The 24024-nt window shown below is 43.0% G+C and carries 18 protein-coding genes; 13 read left to right on the plus strand and 5 right to left on the minus strand.

The window, feature by feature from the left end:
* Positions 1-3: 3 nt before the first annotated feature.
* Positions 4-540, plus strand: coding sequence for an FKBP-type peptidyl-prolyl cis-trans isomerase (locus NEJAP_RS05605; protein WP_201349690.1), 537 nt, complete (start codon positions 4-6; stop codon positions 538-540).
* Complete coding sequence (locus NEJAP_RS05610; protein ID WP_201349691.1) at positions 524-1813, plus strand: M18 family aminopeptidase; 1290 nt, start codon at positions 524-526, stop codon at positions 1811-1813. The genes NEJAP_RS05605 and NEJAP_RS05610 overlap by 17 nt, the downstream gene beginning before the upstream one ends.
* A gap of 101 nt (positions 1814-1914) precedes the next feature.
* Here the strand turns inward: NEJAP_RS05610 and NEJAP_RS05615 are convergent, their stop codons facing one another.
* Positions 1915-2145 (minus strand): hypothetical protein, encoded by a 231-nt coding sequence (locus NEJAP_RS05615; protein WP_201349692.1) that lies wholly within the window; start codon positions 2143-2145, stop codon positions 1915-1917.
* 303 nt (positions 2146-2448) lie between these two features.
* Here NEJAP_RS05615 and NEJAP_RS05620 point away from each other — a divergent pair, with 303 nt between their 5' ends.
* From NEJAP_RS05620 to NEJAP_RS05645, 6 genes are all read left to right on the plus strand, one after another.
* Positions 2449-2931, plus strand: coding sequence for an FKBP-type peptidyl-prolyl cis-trans isomerase (locus NEJAP_RS05620; RefSeq protein WP_201349693.1), 483 nt, complete (start codon positions 2449-2451; stop codon positions 2929-2931).
* A gap of 148 nt (positions 2932-3079) precedes the next feature.
* The gene (locus NEJAP_RS05625) at positions 3080-3988 is read left to right on the plus strand and encodes an AAA family ATPase (RefSeq protein ID WP_201349694.1); all 909 of its coding nucleotides are present in this window, start codon (positions 3080-3082) and stop codon (positions 3986-3988) included.
* A gap of 2 nt (positions 3989-3990) precedes the next feature.
* On the plus strand, positions 3991-4947 hold the full coding sequence (locus tag NEJAP_RS05630; RefSeq protein WP_201349695.1) for a DUF58 domain-containing protein: 957 nt from the start codon (positions 3991-3993) through the stop codon (positions 4945-4947).
* Positions 4947-6986, plus strand: a complete 2040-nt coding sequence (locus NEJAP_RS05635) for a transglutaminaseTgpA domain-containing protein (protein WP_201349696.1) — start codon at positions 4947-4949, stop codon at positions 6984-6986. Before NEJAP_RS05630 ends, NEJAP_RS05635 begins: the two co-directional genes overlap by 1 nt.
* Positions 6979-7701, plus strand: coding sequence for a M48 family metallopeptidase (locus tag NEJAP_RS05640; protein WP_201349697.1), 723 nt, complete (start codon positions 6979-6981; stop codon positions 7699-7701). The genes NEJAP_RS05635 and NEJAP_RS05640 overlap by 8 nt, the downstream gene beginning before the upstream one ends.
* A gap of 273 nt (positions 7702-7974) precedes the next feature.
* Positions 7975-9693: a methyl-accepting chemotaxis protein gene (locus tag NEJAP_RS05645; protein WP_236591074.1), complete on the plus strand. Its 1719-nt coding sequence runs from the start codon at positions 7975-7977 to the stop codon at positions 9691-9693.
* Between the two features lie 52 nt (positions 9694-9745).
* On the opposite strand, the gene NEJAP_RS05650 is transcribed toward NEJAP_RS05645, so the two are convergent.
* Positions 9746-10549 (minus strand): response regulator, encoded by an 804-nt coding sequence (locus NEJAP_RS05650; RefSeq protein ID WP_201349699.1) that lies wholly within the window; start codon positions 10547-10549, stop codon positions 9746-9748.
* Between the two features lie 98 nt (positions 10550-10647).
* A complete protein-coding gene (locus tag NEJAP_RS05655; RefSeq protein ID WP_201349700.1) occupies positions 10648-10785 on the minus strand; it encodes a hypothetical protein in 138 nt (45 codons plus the stop codon).
* 38 nt (positions 10786-10823) lie between these two features.
* On the opposite strand from NEJAP_RS05655, the gene NEJAP_RS05660 reads away from it, so the two are divergent.
* The gene (locus NEJAP_RS05660) at positions 10824-11993 is read left to right on the plus strand and encodes an MFS transporter (RefSeq protein ID WP_201349701.1); all 1170 of its coding nucleotides are present in this window, start codon (positions 10824-10826) and stop codon (positions 11991-11993) included.
* A gap of 15 nt (positions 11994-12008) precedes the next feature.
* Here the strand turns inward: NEJAP_RS05660 and NEJAP_RS05665 are convergent, their stop codons facing one another.
* Together NEJAP_RS05665 and ptsP are read right to left on the minus strand one after the other, a co-directional pair.
* Complete coding sequence (locus NEJAP_RS05665) at positions 12009-12425, minus strand: hypothetical protein (protein WP_201349702.1); 417 nt, start codon at positions 12423-12425, stop codon at positions 12009-12011.
* Between the two features lie 163 nt (positions 12426-12588).
* Positions 12589-14838 (minus strand): phosphoenolpyruvate--protein phosphotransferase, encoded by a 2250-nt coding sequence (ptsP, locus tag NEJAP_RS05670; protein ID WP_201349703.1) that lies wholly within the window; start codon positions 14836-14838, stop codon positions 12589-12591.
* Positions 14839-15030: 192 nt separating this feature from the next.
* Here ptsP and NEJAP_RS05675 point away from each other — a divergent pair, with 192 nt between their 5' ends.
* From NEJAP_RS05675 to recD, 4 genes are read left to right on the plus strand one after another with little or no spacing between them, the layout of a single operon-like run.
* Complete coding sequence (locus tag NEJAP_RS05675) at positions 15031-15255, plus strand: hypothetical protein (protein ID WP_201350747.1); 225 nt, start codon at positions 15031-15033, stop codon at positions 15253-15255.
* Positions 15256-15301: 46 nt separating this feature from the next.
* A complete protein-coding gene (recC, locus tag NEJAP_RS05680; RefSeq protein WP_201349704.1) occupies positions 15302-18631 on the plus strand; it encodes an exodeoxyribonuclease V subunit gamma in 3330 nt (1109 codons plus the stop codon).
* Positions 18621-22154 (plus strand): exodeoxyribonuclease V subunit beta, encoded by a 3534-nt coding sequence (gene recB, locus NEJAP_RS05685; RefSeq protein WP_201349705.1) that lies wholly within the window; start codon positions 18621-18623, stop codon positions 22152-22154. The genes recC and recB overlap by 11 nt, the downstream gene beginning before the upstream one ends.
* On the plus strand, positions 22151-23998 hold the full coding sequence (gene recD / locus NEJAP_RS05690) for an exodeoxyribonuclease V subunit alpha (RefSeq protein ID WP_201349706.1): 1848 nt from the start codon (positions 22151-22153) through the stop codon (positions 23996-23998). Before recB ends, recD begins: the two co-directional genes overlap by 4 nt.
* The last annotated feature ends 26 nt before the right edge of the window (positions 23999-24024 follow it).

Raw genomic sequence — 24024 nt, forward strand, 5'->3', positions numbered from 1 at the left:
CAAATGAAATCACTACTTATTCCGCTGATGCTTATCTCTAGTTTATTTTTGAGCGGTTGTGGCGAAGATCCAGAGAAAGAAGCTTTTCGTCAGCAGTTGATGGAAAAGGCGCTCAATGATAAAACCAGCAAAGCAGGTAGTGCTTTTCTAGAGCAAAATTTAAAACGCGAAGGTGTGCACATACTGCCTTCAGGTGTTCAGTATGAGATTTTACAAGAGGGTGAAGGTAAACAACCCACTTTTAAGAGTTCTGTTGAGGTCCATTATGAAGGTCGAGGTGTTGATGGTGTTGTTTTTGATAGCTCTTATGAGAGAGGAAAGCCTTCGGTATTCCCTTTAGAAAAAGTAATTAAGGGCTGGCAGGAAGGGCTATTGCAAATGCAGCAAGGAGCTATTTGGATGCTTTATATTCCGGCAAAATTTGCTTATGGTGCAACGAGTCCTAATGAGTTAATACCTGCCAACTCAACATTAATTTTTAAAGTAGAGTTACTTGATATTCTGGAACGTAGTGAGATGGATAATGAGCAAAAAAAATAAAACACTTAAGCAATTAATTAGCTTTCTAAATGCATCACCTACTCCGTTTCATGCGGTTCAGCAAATGACAAGCCGCCTAGTTGAATCAGGCTATCAAATTCTAAATGAAGAAGATAGTTGGCAGTTAGAAGCCGGTGGGCGTTATGCCGTGACACGTAATGATTCATCTATTATTGCTTGGAGAATGCCTGAAGATAGGTCTTTGTCTGAGTCCGGTTTCAGGATGATTGGTGCGCACACTGACTCTCCATGTTTGCGTGTTAAGCCTAACCCCGAAATTCATAAGCATGGTTACTATCAGCTAGGTGTTGAGGTATACGGTGGTGTGTTGTTAGCGCCATGGTTTGATAGAGACCTTTCTCTGGCTGGTCGTGTCAGTTTTGTTAATGGAGAGGGCGAGCTTACTTCAGCGCTAATCAATTTTGAAACGCCAATGGCGGTTATTCCAAGCTTGGCTATTCATTTAGATCGTGAAGCCAATAGTGGGCGGGCTATCAATGCGCAAACTTTTTTGCCGCCTCTGTTAGGTCAAAGTGACAAAAAACCTGACTTTCGAGAACTGTTGAAGACTCAACTAGAAAAGTCCGGGGAGAGCGTGTCGCGTGTTTTGGATTATGAGTTGTCGCTATATGATACTCAATCGGCTGCTCTAATTGGGTTGGAACAAGAGTTTATAGCTTCTGCACGTTTGGATAATTTGTTGAGTTGCTTTATGGGGCTTGACGCGTTATTAGAGTCTGATAGTGGTGAGGGTGTTTTATTAGTTTGTTCTGACCATGAGGAGGTTGGAAGCATGAGTGCAGCAGGTGCTCAAGGCCCAATGCTAGAGCAGTTGCTTGAGCGGTTGCAGCCTGAAGCAGAAAACCGCAGTAAAATGCTAGCAAGATCTATGATGATATCGGCTGATAATGCACATGGTATTCATCCTAACTTTGCAGATAAACACGACGCTAATCATGGGCCCATACTTAATAAAGGCCCAGTCATTAAGATAAATGCGAATCAACGCTACGCAACTTCAGACATAACGAGCTCAAAGTTTCGCATGTTAGCAGTTGTAGATAATGTACCCGTGCAAGAGTTTGTTGTGCGTTCGGATATGGGCTGTGGTAGTACTATTGGGCCAATTACATCAGCAGAAATAGGTGTGAAAACGCTTGATATTGGTGTACCACAGTTGGCTATGCACTCAATTAGAGAGTTAGCGGGTAGTGAAGATCTTGTTAATACTATTCGTGTTTTCAGTCGGTTCTTCCAGCTAAGGACGGTATAGTTTTAAGTAGGTGTAATGTTATTGGAATAGATGTAAAAAAACCGCTCTAGTGCGAGGAGCGGTTTTCTATCTAGGTATTGGGTGCTCTTAGAAAAGTCTTATTAAACAGCTATCAACTCTGGTTGAGCAGAGGGTGTGTTGTCTGAAAATTTTCCATAATAGCCTTCAATCAGCACTTCCCACTTTTGGTCATAGCAATGAAGGTATGCATGGCAAGCAATACACTTATAAAGCTGGCTGTCAGGTAGCGTACTGATCAATGATAAAAAATTATGTGATTTTTGATGCTTGCTTGTCATTAAGTTTTGGCAATCAGGGCAAATGTTATCCATAACAAGTAAAACTCCTCTATCTATATACCTATCACATTATCTTACTGAATTATTAGGACTAATAAGATAGGAAAAATTCCTATTTATTGAACTGTCATTCACTATTTTTATTATCGCTGCTTAATGCCTACAGAATTTGCTATTTCCATAAAAAAATAGGGAGGCTATCAGGCTAGACGTTTGCAAACCTGAAGGGTAGGATTACGCACTGATTCCAGTGCGGATATTTTGAGTCTGTTGGCAATCTGACGACATATTCTGAGCCTCCGGCTATTTACTAATTATTTTTTTTGGGAGTTTCTCATGCAGATTGCTGAAAATTCAGCTGTTACCATTCACTACACACTCACGAATAGCCAAGGCGAAGTGCTTGATTCATCTCAAGGTCAAGAGCCGTTGGCTTACTTGGGTGGTGCGAGCAATATTATTCCTGGTTTGGAAAATGCCTTATTGGGTAAGCAGGTTGGTGATAAGCTGGAAGTGACTGTTGAGCCTGAGCAAGCATATGGCCCACTACGTGATGAACTAGTTCAGAAAGTTGATCATGAGAACTTTCAAGGCGTAGAAGATATTCAGCCTGGAATGCAGTTTATGGCACAGGCCCCTTGGGGTGAGCAGCCGGTGACTGTTATGAGCGTTGAAGAAGACGGTATTACGCTTGATGGTAACCACCCACTTGCGGGTCAAACACTGACTTTTGCTGTAGAAGTAATGGAAGTGCGTGTTGCTACTGAAGAAGAGACTGCTCATGGCCATGTACATGGTGAAGGTGGTCACCAGCACTAAGTAACATTAGGCTAGAGATAAACGCAGCTTTGGCTGCGTTTTTTTTGTCTTATTTTTTCAGGCGACTCTCTTTTATAGCACTACACTTAATTTTTAGGCGACTTTGGTTCGTTGCATTTCTCAAGTGTATATAAGATAGAGGTTAGCTATGCGAGATAGGGTTGAGCAGCTGGTGAGTGTTATCTCTTCAGTTGTTTTAGGCAAAGAGGACATTGTTAAATTAGCGGTTGCTTGTATGTTGGCTCGTGGGCATTTACTCATTGAAGACCTCCCTGGCATGGGTAAGACGACGCTGGCTCAGACACTTGCACATGTGTTTGGTCTGGACTATCAACGAGTACAATTTACCAGTGATATGTTGCCTGCCGATATTTTAGGTGGAGCTATTTTTGATCAACAAACCAGTAGTTTTGTTTACCATCCTGGGCCTGTATTTACGCAACTATTGTTAGCTGATGAAATTAATCGTTCTACTCCAAAAACTCAAAGTGCGCTTTTAGAGGCAATGGAAGAAGGTCAGGTCTCATCGGAAGGTGTTACGCGACAGTTACCCGCTCCCTTTTTTGTTATCGCGACACAAAACCCGGTGAGCCAATTTGGTACTTTTCCGTTACCTGAATCACAGCTAGATCGTTTTCTGATGCGTATCTCATTGGGGTACCCTGATCCTGAGACAGAAAAAGAATTGCTCAAGCATGGCGACACACGGTGTGATATTGAACAGCTTTCGGTATGTGTCGATAGTTCTTTACTGCTTAAGTTACAGGACGCTTGCTCGCAAGTTGCAGTGTCTGACCCCGTATTAAATTATGTGCAGCGTTTGGCGCAGTTTAGTCGGGACTCTGATGATGTTGTTTTAGGGCTCTCTCCGCGTGGTGCTTTGGCGCTTATAGAAGCTGCCAAAGCATGGGCATATATGTCGGGTCGCGATTATCTAATGCCTGATGATGTGCAGAAGGTTTTTGGTGCAGTAGTTGAGCACCGCCTCTTGCTAAGAAATGAAAGTGAGTCAGGTTCTGCTAGGGGCATTCTTTCCCAAGTTGATGTGCTGGGTTGATAATGAGAAAGACGAAGCGGGTTAAAGGGCGAGTAAAGTCATGGTTGGTTAATCGGTACCCTGCACAGCGGTCTGTTAAATTAACTCAAAACCGGATATTTATTTTGCCGACAATGGCAGGTATGGCTTATCTCATTGTTGTTTTGCTTATATTGTTGCTTGCTGTCAATTATCAAAATAACCTTGCTTACGCTGTTTGCTTTACTCTCTTATCGCTATTTGTAACGGCGATTCTGCATACTTACGCGAACTTGTCGGGGCTAAGAATCAGCGCTTTAACAACAGAACCAGTATTTTCTAATGAACTAGCATATTTTCGTTATCAGCTTCACTCTGCACGTGCCATGAATCAGTTAACTCTAGGCTTTAACAACAATGTACAGATTACTGTTGATTTGGAAAAAAATGTAGAGCGCAATATTGAGGTTCCCTACTTGTGTTTACGACGTGGCTGGCAACGTGCTGAGTTATTTCGTATTGGCTCTTTGTACCCTCTAGGTTTATTTCGAGCATGGAGCTGGTTGCGTTTTGATCAAACAGTATTGGTTTATCCTAAACCTATTGAAGGAGGGCAACTGGACTCATTTGTTGGCAGAGATTGCCGCGATAATAAAGCGGTGGCAAAAGGTGATGATGAGTTTGAAGCGCTCTCAGCTTATTATCCAGGTGCTGCAAAGAACAGTATTGCTTGGAAAGCTTATGCTAAAGGTTATGGTTTACAGGTAAAGACGTACCAAGGAAGTGCTAGCGATGAGTTATGGCTTGATTGGAACCTTTGGCCCGAGTTAAGCGAAGAACAGAGGTTGTCGTGTATGTGCTATTGGTCAATTCAGTTAAGCCAGAACCAGGCTCAATATGGATTGCGCCTGCCGGAGGTGACGTTCGAGCCTTCAGTCGGAGAAAAGCATCACATAAAGGTGTTAGAGCAGTTGGCCTTGTATGGTTTTGAGGGCTGGTGATGACGACTAAAACCCCCGCGACTCTGTTGTCGATACCTGCTAAAAAATGGTTGTTAATCATGTTGTTCGTCGTGATTGCACCGCACGTAGCTTATACCCCTCTTTGGTTAACAATTATAGCTCTATGTATTATTGGCTGGATTGGAATCAGTCTTTTTTCGCAACGTCCAGAACTACCGGTGTGGGGCAGAAGACTGCTTGTTGTTGGTGTTATCGCTGGCGTGCTTATCTATGCATCTATGAGTCAGGAGCTTGCTGGGCTGTCATCATTATTGATTGCCGGTGCGATACTCAAAGTATTAGAACTAAGGAGTAGGCGTGATGGCTGGGTGTTAATACTGGTAGCATGCTTCATTGCAGCCGTTAGTTTTTTGTTTGACCAATCTATAGTGGCAGCAATCTATGGTGGAGTATCACTCATGACAGTGTTCTCTGCCTTGATGATGATGCATCACCCTAACGAAAAAAGCTGGTTTGCTTTTCCCTTGAAAAAAAGCGCACTGATCTTGTTACAGTCAATGCCTCTTATGCTTATTCTTTTTTTAATATTTCCACGCATTTCTCCTTTGTGGAGTATTCAATATAACAACTCGGTAGCAAAAACAGGGTTGTCGGATGGTATGGAACCAGGAAATATAAGCCAGTTGGCTCGTTCTGATAGTGTGGCTTTTCGTGCCAGCTTTTCTACAGGAGTACCACCTGCCAGTACTGACCGTTATTGGCGAGCGGTGACTTATCCTATTTTCGATGGCCAGCGTTGGTCAATGGCACAAGACGGTATCGATAAGAGCATTAATAGCAGCAGTAAAGAAAGTAAGAGTTTAGTGGGATACCAAGTAATCGCTGAACCTTCTGCAAACTCGTGGTTGTTCGCATTAGATTATCCCAGTGGTTTGCCTTCACCGGAAGTCTCAGCGTTTAGCGATGGGACTTTTCGGGCAGACTCGCCTATCTATGAAAGGTTATTTTATAGTGCCAAAGCTGATCTGTCGGCTGCTTACGATGGCCGCCCTTTGTATGATCGAGCTCGTTATTTAAGTGTTCCTGAAAATGGTAACCCTGCGACTAGAGCGATGGTTGCACAATGGTTGGTTGCTGGCTTATCGGCCGAGCAAAAAATTGCAGCACTATTGCAGCGCTATAATGAGCAATTTAGTTATACGCTATCTCCTCAAAAGCTCAGGGGGGATCGTATTGATCAGTTTCTTTTTACGACTCAAGAAGGCTTTTGTGAGCATTTCTCCAATGCTACAGCATATGCTCTAAGGCTCGCTGGTATTCCTACTCGTGTTGTCGCGGGTTATTTAGGTGGAGAGTGGAACCCTTATGAGAAGTATATGCTGGTCCGACAGTATGAAGCTCATGCATGGATAGAAGCATGGCTAGATGGAAAAGGGTGGGTCAGAATTGACCCTACTGCTGCAGTAGCGCCAGAAAGAGTAACATTACCTTTTGACCAGCTGTTTTCCGATTCTCCAGAGTTTATGTCTGATAATGCGTTCGCTACATACCGCATGCAGCAAAGTTTACCCTGGCTGAAAACCTGGAGCCTTCGTTATGATGCATTGAACTATAACTGGCATCGATGGGTGCTAGGCTTTCATGAAGAGCAAAGTAACCTCCTGCAGGATTGGTTTGGGACAATTAGTATTCTTAAAATGTTACTGCTGTTATTCATCCCGGCTGGCGTTGCTCTGACATTCGTTATTTGGGTATTGCTGAGGGTGCCTTTGCGAAAACTCAATACCGTTGACCAAGAAGTGATAGATGTGTCTGCTGTGTTAAGCGCCGTCACACCATTTTTGCAGCGAGAAGCGGAGGAGACGGTTACAAGTTACTGTCAGCGCGTTGCCTGCTCTTTGCCTGTCCTACGGAGTCAGCTAGAGAATTGGAGTGCTCTTTATCAGCAAATACGCTATGTTCCTGAAAGCCAACAGATTGAACAAAATACTATTTTATTTCTTAGCTGTAGTCGCCAGCTGAAAGGGGATATTAAGCGCTTGAATAAACAAGATGTTGTAAGGGGTTCTATTGATTAACTGTGTTATTAGGCTGGATGGAAAAGAGGTTACACCTGTGGTTATTCAGAGCCCACGGCGTAAAACGGCATCTGTAGAAATTAAACAAGGTAAAGTGACAGTGCGTGTGCCATCGGGTACTCCAGAGTCTTGGGTTCAGCAGTTTATAGAGCAGCGTTCTGCATGGATAGCGAAACATATTTCAGCACAGCTAGTAAGAACGAATAAGCATCAGATAATTCCATATGAATCAGGAGAAATTAGTTTTCGTGGGCGAAATTTTCCTTTGATTATGTGTAACAGCGCAGAAAAAAGTAGCGTTAGATTTGATCAAAAACTCTTTAAAGTGAACCTTAACAACCGTACTCGTAAAGCCGCAGGGGATGTGACCCATTTATTATTACAAAAATGGCTGGCACAAAAGGCTGAAGATTATTTGATTCCACGGACGTTGGTATTAGCAAAACAAGTAGATTTACATCCTACGAAAATAAGCCTTGGTAACTACAAAAGTATGTGGGGGCGGTGTTCTGTAAAAGGTGAAATTGCTTTGAATTGGCGTTTAATTATGGCTGACGAAGCGGCAATGGATTATGTGATTATTCATGAGCTTTGTCATTTACATGAATTCAATCATTCCCCGGCTTTTTGGAATAGAGTTGCTCTTCATTGTTCTGATTACTCTCATTGGCGTCAGTACTTTAAAGACAGGAGCATATGGCTTAGTTGGAGGTGATATAAACACAAGAAAAAAAGCGAAAGCCTCACTTTGAGCTTTAGATGATCAATACTTAAGTCGTAATAATGGGATTTTTAGTCTTAATTTGTCTTGTGATCAATTACTTATTTTAGAGCTCTGCTACAATTATACTTAGCATTAATCTTCTGTTCAGGTTGATTTGTTGTTTATCTATAATAATAAAATGAGAGCGACCACGTGTTATATCAAACAATTGAACGTGTTTTTTTTAATTCCTTAACAAAAAAAGTGATAGGGAATGTTTTTTTCTTGCTGACTCCTTACCTTATTTTATTAGTTGTTGGGTACTCTTATTTAAATGAAATTGCTCAGTCTGTATTTGAACTAAACCTTGACCCTAAAGCCCATGTGGAATTAACGGGGAAGCTAGATGAGCTCAAATACTTTGTAGCAGTAACAGTATTTTTTGCGGTATCAGTTGCTTTATTTAGCATCTTTTTTATGCGTCATTTGTTTTTACGACCGATCTTATCGATCACACATGTTTTAAAGCAAATCAAAGAAAATGATGGCGATATTTCTGCGACATTGCCTGAGTATACGTATGATGAAATTTCAGAAATGGCAGGGAGTTATAATCAATTTTCTGAAAGTTTAAAAGGAATGATTTCTGAGTCTAGACGCCGAAGTGTCAGTGTTGCTTTAAGTGCGACACGTTTACAAAAAGTACTCTCTCAAGCCTCTATTTCAGTGACTCGCCAAGAAGAGCAGGCTCAACTGGTATTTCAGTCTAGTCAAGAAGCCACCAGTTCAATAGATGGAGTAGCAAAAAGCACAGGTATGCTAAATGAGCATAACAGCTCCAATATGGAGGACGTGCGAAATTCGGGCAGTGAGCTCACGAAAGTTCTGGAGCAGGTGCGCTCCATTCGGGAGTTGGTTAATAGTTTTCAAGAGACTGTTCAAAAACTAAGCGAAAACTCAAATAACATTACAAATATTCTGACGATGGTTCAGGAGTTTTCTGAACAAACCAACCTGCTCGCTTTAAATGCTTCTATTGAGGCGGCTAGAGCCGGTGAGGCAGGTAGAGGCTTTGCTGTAGTAGCCGATGAAGTGCGCAGTCTTTCTAAAAAGGTTAGTGTCGCTACTCATGAAATTGATAAAAATATCAACGAAATGGGTGAGTTAGTTGAATACACTCGAAGCAGCGCAAATAATATACAAAGCTATGTCCTTAATACTGAAGGTTTTATAGAAAACACTAATGCCCAATTTACACGCTTAGTTGATGATTTTGAGTTAGTGAGTGCTGAGTTAACAGGAATTAGTACTGCTATTGATGAGCTTTCCTATACGAATAAACAATCACATAACCATGTTACTGAAATTACTAAGATTGCTCATGATATTAAACATGAAATGGATGAGTCCCAGACTCATTCCACTGATCTAGAGCTAGCAACAGAAGAAACGCAAGAGCTGCTTTCTCGCTTTAATATTGGGTACGGTGGTTTTGAAAGCATGATTGCAGCTGGGCGCCACTGGGTGGCGCAAACTACGGAAGCAATTAATGTGTTGGCTGAAAATGGGCAAGATGTATTTGATACGAGTTATCAGCGAACAAATGAGGGGCAGCAACCTGAAAAATTTGATGTGAGCTATGTGGATGCTTATGAGGCTTCCTTGCGACCACTATTTGATGGGTTTATCAGTGATAGGCCTGAGTTTATTTATGCTATTGCTGTTGATAAAAATGGCTACGTTCCCGCTCATCATACTAAAGTTTCTCATGGAATAACCGGAGATTTTACTGTCGATAATCTTAAAAGTCGCCATTGCCGTATTTTTGTAGGTAATCGAGCAGAGGTAAGAAGAGCGACACATACAGCACCATTTTTACTGCAAACCTTTATCCGTGATACTGGGGAGGTGTTAAATGATCTCTCAATCCCTATCTATATTAATGGGCAGCATTGGGGGGCGCTAATTATGGGCTTTAACCCAGAGACCTTATTAGAAGAGTAAGCTTTTTTGTTAATAATGGTGTCTTCTCAGTCAGGTTTTCAAATTTAAATAATTAAAACTCATTATTGAAAACAAGCTGTTCAATCATTTTCTTCATCATGTCGTAAGAAAGTGGTTTTGCACACAAGGCTGATACACCAGCGCTTTGAATGGCTGCAAGTTGGCTTTTGTTTTGTTCAGATGTGACCATCATTATTGGAATGGTCGCTTGTTCACCATGCGTTCGAATATACTCAACCATCTCGCGGCCATCAATATTAGGCATGTTGTAGTCGGAAATGATTAGATCAAATGTTTGCTGTTTGAGTATATTGAGTGCTTGTGCGCCGTCGACTGCTTCCGTAATATCGTGAATGCCTAAGTTGTCGAGAATCTGGTGCAAATATTTACGAGAAACCAAGCTGTCATCGACAAGAAGTATTTTTAGGTTTTCAAATGCCTCTGTTTTGTCTTCATCTGGAGTATCAAGGTCAATCAAATAGTGCAGAGTGCTTTGTAGAGAAATGCCTAATTCTTTACGTGTAAAAGGCTTAGGTAAGATAGCAATAGCACCCGATTGTCTTATGGGTTCAAGATAACGATAGTGCGTTTCTGATGAAATCAGTAGAAATGTTATATTGCAAAGGTTAGGGTCCCCGCGCATCTCTTTAACAACCTCTGTACCTGTCATGTCAGGTAAATGCATGGATGATAAGACTATATCGGGAGTTTGTAGCTGTATAGCGCTGAGTGCAGAACGTCCATCACTGAACTCATCAATATTATCTATTCCAAAGCTTTTCAGATGGTTAACGATAATCGTCCTTTGTACTCTTGACGGTTCAATGATGAGTACAAACAATTCTGAAAAATTCATATTAGATCTCTATATAACAAAAGCTAGTGTATTAGAGAATTAGTCTAGCACCCGTTTTTGTGTTTTGCGTAGTAAGGCCATGATTGGTAATTAATTATTTATACTTTTGCTGTGGTGCGAATAAAGAGCAAGCTTAACTGATGCGGGTTGGTTGAATTTAGTGCTGCAAGCTCTGCAACACTGTGTTGTTGAGATTTATTATATTTATAATTGCTGATGTTTGTGTCTGTTGCCATACTGGCGAACCGTAAAATGCAGAACTACAGGACCAAAAATGAACCGCAGTGTCATATTGCTATCGTTATGTCAGGCTTTATTGGGCACTGGGAATGTACTGTTGATTTCTGTAAATGGTTTGATTGGTCAATCATTGTCGCCTTCAGATGCACTCATTACATTACCCATTGCGATGCAGTTTGTTGGACTTATGTTGGCGACTATACCCGCCTCATTATTAATGCAGAGGATTGGTCGCCGTAATGGTTTTTATCTAGGTAACTCGTTAGGCATCATCGGTGCTGTTTTGTCTGCTGTTGCACTGGTGTACCAAAACTTCTTCTTTTTTTGTGTTGGCACTACTTTGCTCGGAGTGGGTATTGGGTTTGGCACTTTATATCGTTTTGCGGCTGTTGAAGCATGTGAACCTGAACATAAAAACCGTGCTATATCGATGGTTATGTTTGGTGGTGTATTGGCTGCTATTATTGGCCCGGCTTTAGCTGTAGAAAGTCGTGGCTGGGTTTCAAGTCAAGAGTTTGTTGGCTCATTTGTTGGTTTGGTTGGCCTTTATATAATTGCGTTGCTGTTGCTAACAGGCGTATCAATTCCAAAGACAGGTGCTTCTTCAGTTAATCTAGGTGAGCAGCGCTCATTGCTGACGATTGTGAGTCAGCCTGTCTTTGTCGTGGCTGTTGTTGTCGGTATGGTGAGCTATACCGTTATGAACTTATTAATGACAGCGACGCCATTAGCGATGGCGCGTTGTGGCTTTTCATTTCCGCAAACTGCTTGGGTGATTGAATGGCATGTACTGGGTATGTTTTTGCCTTCATTTTTTACTGGGCGACTGATTCAACGCTTTGGGACGACAACAATGATGCTTTTGGGTGGCGTTATCATGTTGGCGTGCATTTTTATTAATCTTAATGGTAAAACTGAATGGCATTTTTGGAGTGCGCTATTCTTGCTGGGGCTGGGTTGGAACTTCATGTTTATTAGCGCAACGAGTCTTGTGACTGGGGCGTATACTGATCAGGAGCGGGCTAAAACCCAAGCAACAAATGAGTTTATGGTATTTGGTATGGTCACTATATCGGCATTAAGTGCTGGTTGGTTAGAGGTCAGTATGGGGTGGGAAGCCATGAATGCTCTAATGATCCCTGTCGTTATCTGGGCAATGCTGGTAGTTATTGCTCTGTCGAAAAAAGTAAAGTTACAGTCTTAATTAAGTGTCTCGACGCTAAAAAGGATTAGCGCCCTTCTTTAAACGAACAATTTCATGTTTTAGTTTAATTAGTTCGTGTCGGTTTATCTCATTGTGTAGTGGTTGGATTTTGGTGTGCCATTGCCAAAATCCAACAATCATTGCTAAAAGGCTCCAACCAATCAGCACACCAAGAGTAATCGAATAAAACTGTTTATTCGATGCATCTAAGTCGGATTGTCGATCTATCACCTGTAGCGTTACTTTTTGCTCTAGAGTAGGGGCTCTGATGCCCTCAAGAACGGACGCTTTTACATAGCGATCAAACACTCGGCTGTTATATTCTTCCGTCAGTTGGAAAAAGAGAACAACTAAAGTGATCGTAGAAAGTAGACCGGTAAGGGCATAAAATTTATAGATGTTATCAGTGGATGCGGTTGTTTTAGGCTGCACGATACTACCTGGCTGCAGTTGAGTATAGCCAACATCTTAATGAAAAATTCAAACACCATCTATAGATGAGTGAGTTTTGGCTGAAAATATTTTTAAATTTTCTGGTAAATATTAAAATATAGGCTATGAGGAGGTTTCTTTAGTTTTAAATCCTTTTGTAAACTTATAGACCAAACTCTTTAATTTTCTTAGAAAGCACCTTACGTACTTCTGTTTCATCTTCAGCGACGTTAGCTTTGGTCAGCAATTTTAGCAAGTCTTCGCGTTTCAGTTGTCGTATTAGCCATTTTATCTTGGGGATTCTGTGGGCACTCAGGCTGAGTCGATCAAACCCCATCGCGATGAGTAGTAGTACTGAAGCTGGATCTGCAGCCATTTCGCCACACAACGAAACCGGTAAATTAAGTTCTGAGCACTTTTTCTTGATCATTTGAAGCGCGACCAGTACTGCTGGGTGGAGGTGATCAAATAAACTGGAGACTTTAGGGTTGTTTCGATCAACGGCGAGTAGGTATTGAGTTAGGTCGTTTGAGCCAATAGAAACAAAATCTATATAGGGAGCGACTTTATCTAATAACAGCATAGCAGAAGGTACTTCTATCATAATGCCGAGCTTGGGCTTACTAACTTGTTTGCCTTCCTTTTTTAGCTCAAGCAATGATTGTTGGATAAGCTCTTTAATTGATTTTATTTCATCAATACGGCTTACCATCGGTACAAGAATCTGCAGATTATCTCGGCCATGAGCGGCACGTAACATGGCGCGAATTTGCGTGATCTGTAAAGCAGTATTATCTAACGTGAAGCGGATGCCTCGCCAGCCTAAGTAGGGGTTTTCTTCTTTAAATGAGAAATACGGAAGCTGTTTGTCTCCGCCTATGTCCAGCGTTCGCATTGATACTGGGCGCGGGCTGTAAGCATCTATGACCTCTTTATAAACTTGGTATTGTTCCTCTTCTGTAGGAAAGTTGTCATGTACCATAAACGGGATTTCTGAGCGGTATAGACCGACGCCTTCAGCACCATTTCGTAAGCCGGGTGAAACGTCGGCTAATAATCCTGTGTTTGTATGAAGTGTGACATGAAACCCATCAAGCGTGACGGCGGGTAAGTCTTTATATTTCGCTAATGTTTCGTTGAATTGTTGCTCGTGTTTCGCGAGTAAACGATACTCTCGCACCATCTCTTTTGGTGGTGATATTACCACTTCACCGCGGTTGCCATCGACTATGCTTAGTTGGCCGCGATAACGTTTAATGTCAAGGTCAGAGACCCCCATGACGGCGGGTAGGCCGAGGGCGTTTGCTACAATAGATGTGTGCGATAATGCTGAACCAGATGTGCTTATAATGCCTTGAATCTGAGAGGAGTTATATTCAGATAAATCAGCGATGCTAATTAAATCACCGGCAAGAATGATAGGGGTTTGGCTATCAGGTGACGTTGTTCGTTCGTGCTTAGCCATTTGTGTCATCAGTTTGATGGCTATGTTTTTTACATCTTCTCCCCTTGCTTTCATATAGGGGTCGTCTGCCATCTCAAATACCGCGGCTAGCTCAAACGCCGTCTCTCGAACGGACCACATAGCGCTGTTCCCTGATTGAATTTTATCTAAGGTTCCATCTTTTAGCTCAGGGCTTTCAAGCATCATTCGATAAACAGAAAATAGAGAAATAATGTCTTCAGGTAAATCCTTCTTTATTTTATTAGCGCCATGCTCAAGATCATCAATAACTTTTTGTAAAGCTGTTTCAAACAGGTCTTGTTCATCTTCTAGGTTGGAGTTGCTTTTATCAGGTTCAACCTGTAGATCAATATGGGTATTGATATGAACGAGCTCACCAATACCAATGCCCGATGAGCTGACAATACCGTTAAAGCGTTTATATAGCTTCCCAGGACGCCGTTTAGGGATCCACTCACCGGATTTTTGGATGTTGGAGAGTGTCGCTGCCAGTTGGGATGCAATGGTAATGAGAAAGGCTTCAGTTTCTTGCGAGAACGGTTTTTTTACTTTGCCTTGTACAACAATAACGCCTACCAATTGGCGCAGATGAATCAGGGGCACACCCATAAACTGTTTATATGTCGTCTCTTGAGCTTGCGGGAAAAGTACGAATTTGTCGTGTGAAGAGGCATCAGCAAGGTTGAGAGAATGTTTAGTAGAGGCGATGGAACCCACTAATCCTTCATCTAACCCCAGCTTTATTTTACCCACGGAGGTTTTTGATAAGCCTTGAGTGGCCGCCAAAATAAGCTTGGAACGTGTGGGGGATTTAAGGTAAAGGCTACATACCGGTACGTCCATTAACTGGCTTAAACGCGCTACAATTGTTTGCATAGCAGTCATGGCACTTTCGGCGTCAGATATTTCTTGAACTAGTGTCGTTAGGGTAGCCAGTGAGTGCTGCATGAAAGCGTCCTGTATGGATTCTGACAGGGAGAAAAACTTATAATCGCACATAAAACAATTATTTATCAATGGCTGCTGTAATTGAGTTCCAGTAAGATGCAGTATCCACTTTGTCTTGGATATATGTGGTTATTAACCCCAATAGAAACATCCTAAATACGGGTGTTTTGATAATAAGAGCAGGAGATTAAAGTGAAAAGTTTTCTGTTTTCTACGGAAGATGATCGTGGTGGTGTAATGCTATGTGATATCGAGACGTTGGAAGATGCTGTGGTTTATCTTGGTAAGCGCTTTAATGGTGTGATTAGGGTGGAACAAGGCAAAGATGTTTGGACAACTGACGGAGGGTTTGTCTTTGTCGATAAGCCACATGCTGTTGCTGAAAGCGCCGAAGATACTGAAGTGTTAACTACTTAGATGCAATCAGCAGATTGAGATATCTATAAAAATACAGAGTAAGCTCATGCTAAGGATTTATCACTCGAACGCGTTGGATACCCTGCGTGATGTATTGGTTGAGATGATTAAGAGTGATCCTCAAACCGACCCCTTTATCGCAGATCAGATCCTTGTTCAGAGCCCAGGTATGGCGCAATGGCTTAAACTGGAATTGGCTGAGCGATTGGGCATAGCTGCCAATATTGAGTTTCCTCTACCGGCTAGCTTTTTGTGGAGGGTCTTTGTCGCAGCGTTGGAAGATGTACCAGAGCGTTCTGCGTACAATAAGGCCTCCATGACGTGGATATTGATGAGGATTCTGCCAGAGCATCTAAATGATGAGCAGTTCTCTATACTCAACCAGTACCTTAAACAAGACGATGAACCTCTGCGCCTTTACCATCTTTGCGCCCGAGTGGCTGACCTTTATGACCAATACCTTGTATATCGGCCCGATTGGATCGCCGCGTGGGAGCAAGGCGATAATCAGCCAGCCAGTGACGAGGATCAGCGTTGGCAGCCTGTTCTGTGGCGAGCCATTGTGGCTGATACAGAGCAGAGAGGATTGCCACATTGGCATCGTGCAAATATGTATGAAACCTTTATTGGCGCTCTCAGTGATAAGCATGTAAGCCTTGCAGGTATACCGCAACGTATATTTGTTTTTGGTATCTCCGCGTTACCTCAAAACTATATTGAAGCACTGGCCGCACTAGGGCAAAAAATTGATGTTCATTTAATGCTAGCTAACCCGTGCAGGCATTATTGGGGTGATATTGTCGACCCTGGTTATTTGGCCCGACTAAACCGAATGTGGTTATCAAAACCTCAGAGCTCCGGTAGCGCTTCAGGGTTAGATCTTTATCAAGTGGGGCATCCCTTATTGGCATCCATGGGTAAGTTGGGCCGGGATTATTTACACCTTATTCAGCAAATGGAGCTACCCGAAGTAGGGCTGTTTGAGGAAGCGGGTTATGAAACACTTTTGGGGGCGCTGCAAACAGATATTCTGGAGTTAAATAACCGGGGCTCTACTCCTGAATCAGCTGTTAATGAAAACAATGGCTTATACGATATTGATGCAAATCTTTTGCCGATCACTTTCTCTGCTAGCGATAGAAGTATTCAGCTACATGGTGCCCACAGCGCATTACGCGAAGTGGAAGTATTGCAAGACCAGTTATTGGCCATGTTTGACAGTGATGCTGAACTAAAGCCTCGCGATATTATTGTGATGATGCCTGATGTGACGCACTACGCACCCTACATTGATGCTGTTTTTGGCAACGCTGAGCATCAGCATTTTTTACCCTACTCAATTTCTGATCGCTCGGCGGAGCAAGAGATTCCTCTACTGAGCAGTTTTTTACAGCTTATCGGCATTAACCATAGTCGTTTTACTGTCTCTGAAGTCATTGAGTTATTAGAACTTCCGGCAACACTACGACGGTTTGAATTGGAGCAAGAAGACTTCGAAAATATTCGTCATTGGATTAATGAAACAGGCATTCACTGGGGCTTAGATCAAAACTCACGTGCGGATGCGGGAGGGGCTATTTTTGAACAAAATAGCTGGTATTTTGGGTTGGACCGCCTTTTTAGTGGTTATGCGCTAGGTGCTGCTGAGACGGTATGGAATGGTATTGCACCCTTTGAGGGAGCCACTGGCTTATCTTCTGCTGCATTAGGGCAGTTATCAGCTTTTTTGACTTCGTTAGATGAGTTTCGTGTTAGCTTCGCCGGTGAGCACTCGCTGACTGAGTGGATTGTCCAAGTACAGCAGATGATTGATGCTATGTATCTGCCTGATGAACGTGATCATGAAGCTTTGGAACTCATCTATCGAGCACTTGAGTCGTTACGTGAAACGTTCCAGGAAGTCGCATTTGAGCAAAAAATAGATATCGCTATATTACAGGATTATCTCAAAGAACAGTTATCGAGCCAGCGATCTTCACAACGCTTTTTATCGGGGCAAATCAATTTCTGCACTTTAATGCCCATGCGAGCCATCCCTTTTAAGGTTGTCTGTTTACTTGGAATGAATGATAGCGACTACCCTCGCTCAATACCGCCAATGGGTTTTGACCTTATGGTTGATCACCCGCGTAAGGGAGATCGCTCTCGCCGAGATGATGATCGCTATCTGTTTCTTGAGGCCTTATTATCTGCTCGAGAAACACTTTATATTAGTTATGTTGGTCGCTCGATTGCAGACAACTCTAAACGAGTGCCATCGGTACTGGTGAGTGAAGTGTTGGAATATTGTGATCAGGCCTACCGGATTGAAGACCAAGGCCTCTCCATTAAGGGGGGCTTAGTTCAAGAGCATCTATTGATCGAGCATCCATTAACTGCTTATAGCGGTGCTTATTTTGATGGAGCTGCGGATAACTTGTTTAGTTATAACGCTCGTTGGGCTATTCCGCAGGATAAGCAATATAAAGCAGAGAGCTTTATTAAAGGAAAGTTAACCGCAATAGAAAATGATGTACTTGAGCTGGATGATCTGATCGCCTTTTACCGGCACCCCATTCAGTTTTTCTTTCAAAAAAGAATGCAGATTTATTTTCGTGATGACGAGCTAGTACTGTCAGATGAAGAGCCTTTTAGTCTGGAACCCTTGATTGATTATAAATTGCGTAAAAGGTTGTTGCAGTCAGCGGTACGCGGTGATGGATTACAAACAACAGCGCATTATATCCGCCAAGCAGGGATACTTCCTGTTGGAAAAGCTGGTGATATCGAGCTGTCTAAAAGAGTGCATGATATTGGCGAGCTCTATGAGAAGATGCAGCCCTTAATGGCGGGTTCACCCCGTCGTTTGGAAATCAATCTTGCATTTGAGGAGTTAGAGCAAAGCTTACAATTACAGGGTTGGATTAATGATGTCTACCCAAGTGGCGTACTGAAATATGATGTGTCGAAAGTCTCTGGAAGACACCGTTTTATGACCTGGATTCAACATTTAGCCTGTTGTGCAGCAGGGCTTTCTGAGCGTACGGTATATCGTGGCTTGAGTGAGCAATTTAGTTTTAAGCCACTCCCTGCTGATTTGGCTTATGCTCAATTGAGTCGTTTAGTACGTGTTTATCTAGAAGGGCAGCGATTACCGCTTAACTGGGTACCTGAGCCTGCATGGAAGTGGCTAAGTTTGCGCCAGAACGATGAAGAAAAAGCACGTAAAGATGCCCAAAATCGTTTCGAAAGTGATCGAGGTGGAGACTGTAATAACCCGTATGTACGTAGGGTTTATCCTGAATGGCGAATGTTAGCGCCAGGCATCTATGATTATTCTGAGCAGTTATTTGGTGAGATGCTGAATTATTTGGAAGTGGATAAAGATGACAATTAAACTTCTTGATCCGGTCACGCTTCCGATAAAGGGACAGTGCTTAATTGAAGCCAGTGCAGGCACGGGTAAAACCTACACATTGGCGGCCTTGTATCTACGTTTGCTGTTAGGGCTTGGTTCTGGGGCGAAGAATAACGAGGAAGAGGGTAGTGACGAAGGTGCACAGGTGCCTTTAGGTGTCGAGCAGATTCTGGTGGTGACCTTTACAGAAGCCGCCACCCAAGAGTTGCGAGATAGAATTAGGCAGCGTATTCGCGAAGCACGTAAAGCTTTTATAAGTGGCCATACGAGCGACCCTCTGTTATCCCGGCTGTTGGAACAAACATCGCAACACCAAGATAAGGCTCGGTTGTTGGAGCTAGCTGCCGCTGAAATGGATCAAGCGGCTATTTTTACTATTCATGGCTTTTGCCAACGAATGCTAAAACAACATGCTTTTGAGAGCGGCGCTCTCTTTAATCAAGAACTAACGACTGATGATGCCCCACTTATTCGCCAAGCGCTTCTTGATTATTGGCGGGATACCTTTTACCGGGCGCCTGATGAGCTGGCAGCACAGATGCTACAGCAGTTTAAAACTCCGGATCTATTATTACCGGCTATTCGTAGCTTTTTAGCCATTCATGAGCTTGTACAGCAGCCTGATTATAGCCAATTTGATCTTAAAGAAGGTTGGTTGGCTGAAAAACAGGCTTTATCTACATTTAAACAGGACTGGCTAGAGTCAGTCTCAGATATTACGACTTTAATTGATGCTTCTGGTGTTAATAAGCGCCGTTATAGTAAGCGCAATTTGCCTAATTGGCTGGAAGCTGTTTCTGCGTATGCACAAGGGGAAACGCCACATGCACCTTGGGATAAACTGAACTATTTTCGTGATTCAGTCATTGCTGAGGATTGCCCTAAAGGCTCACCCCCTAGCCATCCTATCTTTCAGCAAGTAGATGATTTATTTGATTTACGTGTGCCTGTAAAAGCTGTCGTTGTTTCACAAGCCATTGGTGAGGTGAAGCAGCGTTTACAGGCCGAAAAAGCGCGCCATCAGTTATTGGCATTTGATGACCTTCTGACGCAATTAGCTTATGCATTGCGTAAAGAGGACGGAGAGCGTTTAGCCGATGCTATTCGCAAACAGTATCCAATCGCTATGATTGATGAGTTTCAGGATACTGACCCGTTACAGTATGCGATTTTTAATCAAATTTATCCGGCAGCACCTTCTGCTTTGCTGATGATTGGTGATCCTAAGCAATCCATTTATGCATTTCGTGGCGCTGATATTTTCACCTACATGCAAGCCCGTAAACAGGTTACTGCGCACTATACATTGGATACCAATTGGCGTTCGTCTACCACTATGGTTGCGGCAGTTAATGCTTTATTTTCATATGTAGAGTCCCCCTTTATCTATGATCGAGATATTCCGTTTTATGCGGCCAAAGCATCAGCTCATGCTGATAAAAGCCCCTTTACGTGTAATGGGAAGGTTCAATCTTCACTGAATTTTTGGCTGGCTGAGGAGACGCTAAGTGTTGCTGATTACCTGACTCAATATGCTTTGGGTTGTGCTCAGCATATAGAGTCTGTTTTAACTTCTGGCCTTTATCAGATAGGTCGTCGTGCTGTTCAACCTGCGGATATTGCGGTGTTAGTTCGTGACCGCAAAGAAGCGAAAGAGGTCCAGCAAGCGTTACGTAATTGTGGTGTTGACTCTGTGTTTTTGTCGAGCCGTGAAAGTGTATTTAGTACTGTTGAGGCTCGAGAATTCTTTTATATTTTACAGGCTATTACTGAGCCCACAGACGAGCGCATGATGCGAACCGCACTGGCAACAGGGTTGTTTCATCTGGATATGTCTGAATTAGATGATTTATGCCAAAGCGAATTGGAGTGGGAAGCGCTGGTGGAAGAATTTCAGCAGTATCGCGAGCATTGGTTACGTCTAGGTGTTTTGCCAATGTTGCATAACTTGCTGACAACCAGAGGTTTATCATATCGCGTACTAGTATCTAATGACGGGGAGCGTCGCTTAACGGATCTGTTGCACTTAGGGGAGTTGCTTCAGAAAGCGAGCCAAGAAGTGGAAGGCTTGATGGGTGTTATTCGCTGGTTTGCCGAGCATTTAGCGAGCCCTAATCAAAATTCTGATGAGCAGCAGTTGCACTTAGAAAGTGATCGTTCTCGTGTGACGATTATCACTATCCATAAATCTAAAGGCCTAGAATACGAATTAGTATATTTGCCGTTTATTTGTCGGTACCGAGAAAGTAGCTCTTCACTGTTTCATGATGATGAAGGACGAGCTGTATTGAGTTTAGCACCTGATGATGAGATAGAAGCACAGGTTGAAAAAGAGCGTTTAGCTGAAGATTTGCGCTTGCTTTATGTGGCTATAACGCGTGCAGTACATGCGTGTTATTTGGGTGTGAGTGATATTCGTTACCGTAATAGTAAGAAAGGCAAAACAGTGAACAGTGCGTTGGGGTATCTGTTAATGGGGCAGGAGCCTGATATTATTGCGGCTGTTGATCTTTTTTCTGCCAGTTATCCTGCGCTTAATGTACAGCCTGTACCAACTTCTGCTCCAGATCAAAATACGCAGGATATGTTTGCAGAACCAAAACTTGAGTTACAGGTATTAACTACTAGAGAGTTCTCCGGGGATATTCAGCGAGATTGGCGTGTGACTAGCTATTCGGCACTGAGCCGGTTTCATACACAAGAGCCTGTTACTGAAGTGATTCTGGATCTTGAAGTATTGGAAGAGCAAGACCTTGTGGAAGATGATTTAACGGGTGTCTTCAATATTTTTACATTTCATCGTGGTGCAGTAGCCGGTACTTTTTTACATACATTATTTGAAGAGATTGATTTTGCGAACGTTACGGCGCAGCAACTTGATGAGGTATTAGAGAAGCATTTGTTGCTGAGTGGTTTTGAGCCAGAATGGCAACCCGTTTTATCTGAGTTTGTATTAAAAACCTTGCAAGTTCCACTGCTTCAGGCAGGTTGTTGTCTGAAAGATATTGCGTTACATGACCGTTTAGTCGAGATGGAATTTGTATTGCCCTTTGCTGGGATAAATGCGGCTTCATTGAATCAATTGTTGCGCCAGTATGACCCTTTGGCAATGCGTGCCGGAGAGCTACAGTTTGATCAGTTGCAGGGCATGTTGAAAGGCTATGTCGATTTGACTATGCGCTACGCTGGCCGCTATTACATTGTTGATTATAAGTCTAACCATCTGGGGTATAGCGCAGCTGATTATAATCAAACGGCAATGGAGCAGGCGATGATTGGGCATCGTTATGATTTTCAGTATGTTCTTTATACATTGGCGTTGCACCGTTTGTTGAGAAGCCGCTTAGTAGATTACAACTACGAAACTGACGTCGGTGGAGTGTACTATCTGTTTATTCGCGGAATGAACTTATCTGATGCTGAACAAGGTGTGTTTTATACTAAGCCAGATTTTGCATTGATTGATGCCTTGGACAAATTGTTTGAAGAGGGCTGTGTATGAAGTTGCTTGATGATTTGCATACACAGGGCTTTCTAAGGCCTCTTGATCTTCACTTTGCACGCTGGCTTATTCAGCAACAACCTAAAGCTCCTGAAGCGCTGATATTACTTGCAGCCTTGGCTAGCCAGCAGTTAGGAGAGGGGCATGTATGTATTCACTTGGCTAAATTAGAGCTTATCTGGTCGGCTTGGCCTAGCTCACTTCGTGACCAGGCGAGCTTGCTTGTCTCTTCACAGCCAGCTGATACCCTCTTAGACCACGATATTTTGGGAGATGGTGGGCAGTTAACACCGTTGGTCTTAGATAAAGAGCGTTTATATCTTTATCGGTATTGGCAATATGAATGCCAGGTAGCAAGAAGCTTGTTAGCCAGAACTAGCTCTGTTGAGCTTGATACTGCTTTTCTAAAAGAAAAGCTGGATGGCTTATTTGGAGAAGGTGAGATTGCTAATAGTGAGCTTGATGTTTCTCCTGATGGGCAACGGGTAGCAGCTGCTATCGCTGTATTGCAATCAATGGCTATTATCAGTGGAGGGCCAGGAACCGGTAAGACCACTACGATTACAAGAATGCTGGCCATTTACTTACAAATTCAGAAGCAGCAGAGCCCAGAGGTAACCCCTGTTATTTGTTTGGCGGCGCCCACTGGAAAGGCCGCTGCACGTCTCTCCGAATCTATTAGTATGGCTCGAGACTCTCTTGCGGTAAGTGATGATATTAAACAGATGATTCCTGATCAAGGAACAACGCTGCATCGTTTATTGGGCGCTCGGCCTGGACAAGCTTCTTTTAAATATAATGCAGATAATCCGCTGCACCTTGATTTACTGGTAGTCGATGAAGCATCCATGATCGACCTGCCGCTTATGGCAAACTTATTATTGGCGCTTCCTGAGCAGGCTAGGCTCATTTTAATCGGGGATAAAGAGCAGCTAGCCTCGGTTGAGGCAGGAAGTGTCTTAGGGGACGTATGCTCTGTTCCTGAAGAGGTGGCAAACACTGAGGCAATGGCAGCGCTTTTGTATGAAACATGCCAAGTGCCACTATTGAAAACTAACAGCGTTCAACCATTTTCTGATTCGGTTGCTTTTTTGAAACACAGTTACCGGTTCTCTCAAGATAGCGGTATTGGTGCACTTGCTAGGGCCGTGAATGCTGGCGATGCCAAACAGCTGAAATCTGTATTAGCGTCAGGTTATGCTGATTTGCAGCGCATCACTGCTACTGCTGGTAATGAGCAGCTGATTCAACATATGTTGGAAAAGTATCGGGAGTACCTGAGTATTCTCAATAGCGGCGCAGAGCCGGCTGAAGTAATAAAACAGTTTTCGGTTTTTCGTGTGTTATGTGGTTTGCGTAAAGGGGTTTTTGGTGTTGAGGCTCTGAACACAGCTTTTGAAAAAGAAGCACAAAACCGTGGTCTTATCCAGATGAAAGGGCGTTGGTATTCTGGGAGGCCTGTTATGATCACTCGCAATGACCGTGCTTTGCGTTTGTATAATGGTGATATCGGTATTGCTTTGGAGGATGTTGAGACTCGCCAACTAAAAGTGTGGTTTGAGCAGGGAGGGGAGTTGGTTTCCTACTCAACAAGCCGTCTGCCTCAGCATGAGACTGTTTTTGCGATGACCGTACATAAAAGCCAAGGATCAGAGTTTGATGATGTTACGCTTGTATTGGCAGAAGAAGCCAAGGTAATCAGTCGTGAGCTTGTCTATACCGGCATTACTCGCGCAAAAAAGCATTGTGCACTTTATGGCTCGTTAAAAACGATAACAGCTTCGATTGAGAAGCCAACTGTTAGAATGAGTGGACTTGCCGCAAGAATATGGGGTACCCAGTAGCTAGGAGATACCCCGTTATTATGTAG

It is taken from the genome of Neptunomonas japonica JAMM 1380 (genome assembly GCF_016592555.1).
Classification (GTDB): Bacteria; Pseudomonadota; Gammaproteobacteria; order Pseudomonadales; family Balneatricaceae; genus Neptunomonas; species Neptunomonas japonica_A.

Coding starts and splice junctions, on each gene's coding strand:
- recB (WP_201349705.1), top strand. CDS start 18,621: ATGACAATTAAACTTCTTGATCCGGTCACGCTTCCGATAAAGGGACAG.
- recD (WP_201349706.1), top strand. CDS start 22,151: ATGAAGTTGCTTGATGATTTGCATACACAGGGCTTTCTAAGGCCTCTT.
- NEJAP_RS05655 (WP_201349700.1), bottom strand. CDS start 10,785: ATGGCAACAGACACAAACATCAGCAATTATAAATATAATAAATCTCAA.
- recC (WP_201349704.1), top strand. CDS start 15,302: ATGCTAAGGATTTATCACTCGAACGCGTTGGATACCCTGCGTGATGTA.
- NEJAP_RS05650 (WP_201349699.1), bottom strand. CDS start 10,549: ATGAATTTTTCAGAATTGTTTGTACTCATCATTGAACCGTCAAGAGTA.
- NEJAP_RS05660 (WP_201349701.1), top strand. CDS start 10,824: ATGAACCGCAGTGTCATATTGCTATCGTTATGTCAGGCTTTATTGGGC.
- NEJAP_RS05635 (WP_201349696.1), top strand. CDS start 4,947: ATGACGACTAAAACCCCCGCGACTCTGTTGTCGATACCTGCTAAAAAA.
- NEJAP_RS05625 (WP_201349694.1), top strand. CDS start 3,080: ATGCGAGATAGGGTTGAGCAGCTGGTGAGTGTTATCTCTTCAGTTGTT.
- ptsP (WP_201349703.1), bottom strand. CDS start 14,838: ATGCAGCACTCACTGGCTACCCTAACGACACTAGTTCAAGAAATATCT.
- NEJAP_RS05610 (WP_201349691.1), top strand. CDS start 524: ATGAGCAAAAAAAATAAAACACTTAAGCAATTAATTAGCTTTCTAAAT.
- NEJAP_RS05615 (WP_201349692.1), bottom strand. CDS start 2,145: ATGGATAACATTTGCCCTGATTGCCAAAACTTAATGACAAGCAAGCAT.
- NEJAP_RS05630 (WP_201349695.1), top strand. CDS start 3,991: ATGAGAAAGACGAAGCGGGTTAAAGGGCGAGTAAAGTCATGGTTGGTT.
- NEJAP_RS05605 (WP_201349690.1), top strand. CDS start 4: ATGAAATCACTACTTATTCCGCTGATGCTTATCTCTAGTTTATTTTTG.
- NEJAP_RS05620 (WP_201349693.1), top strand. CDS start 2,449: ATGCAGATTGCTGAAAATTCAGCTGTTACCATTCACTACACACTCACG.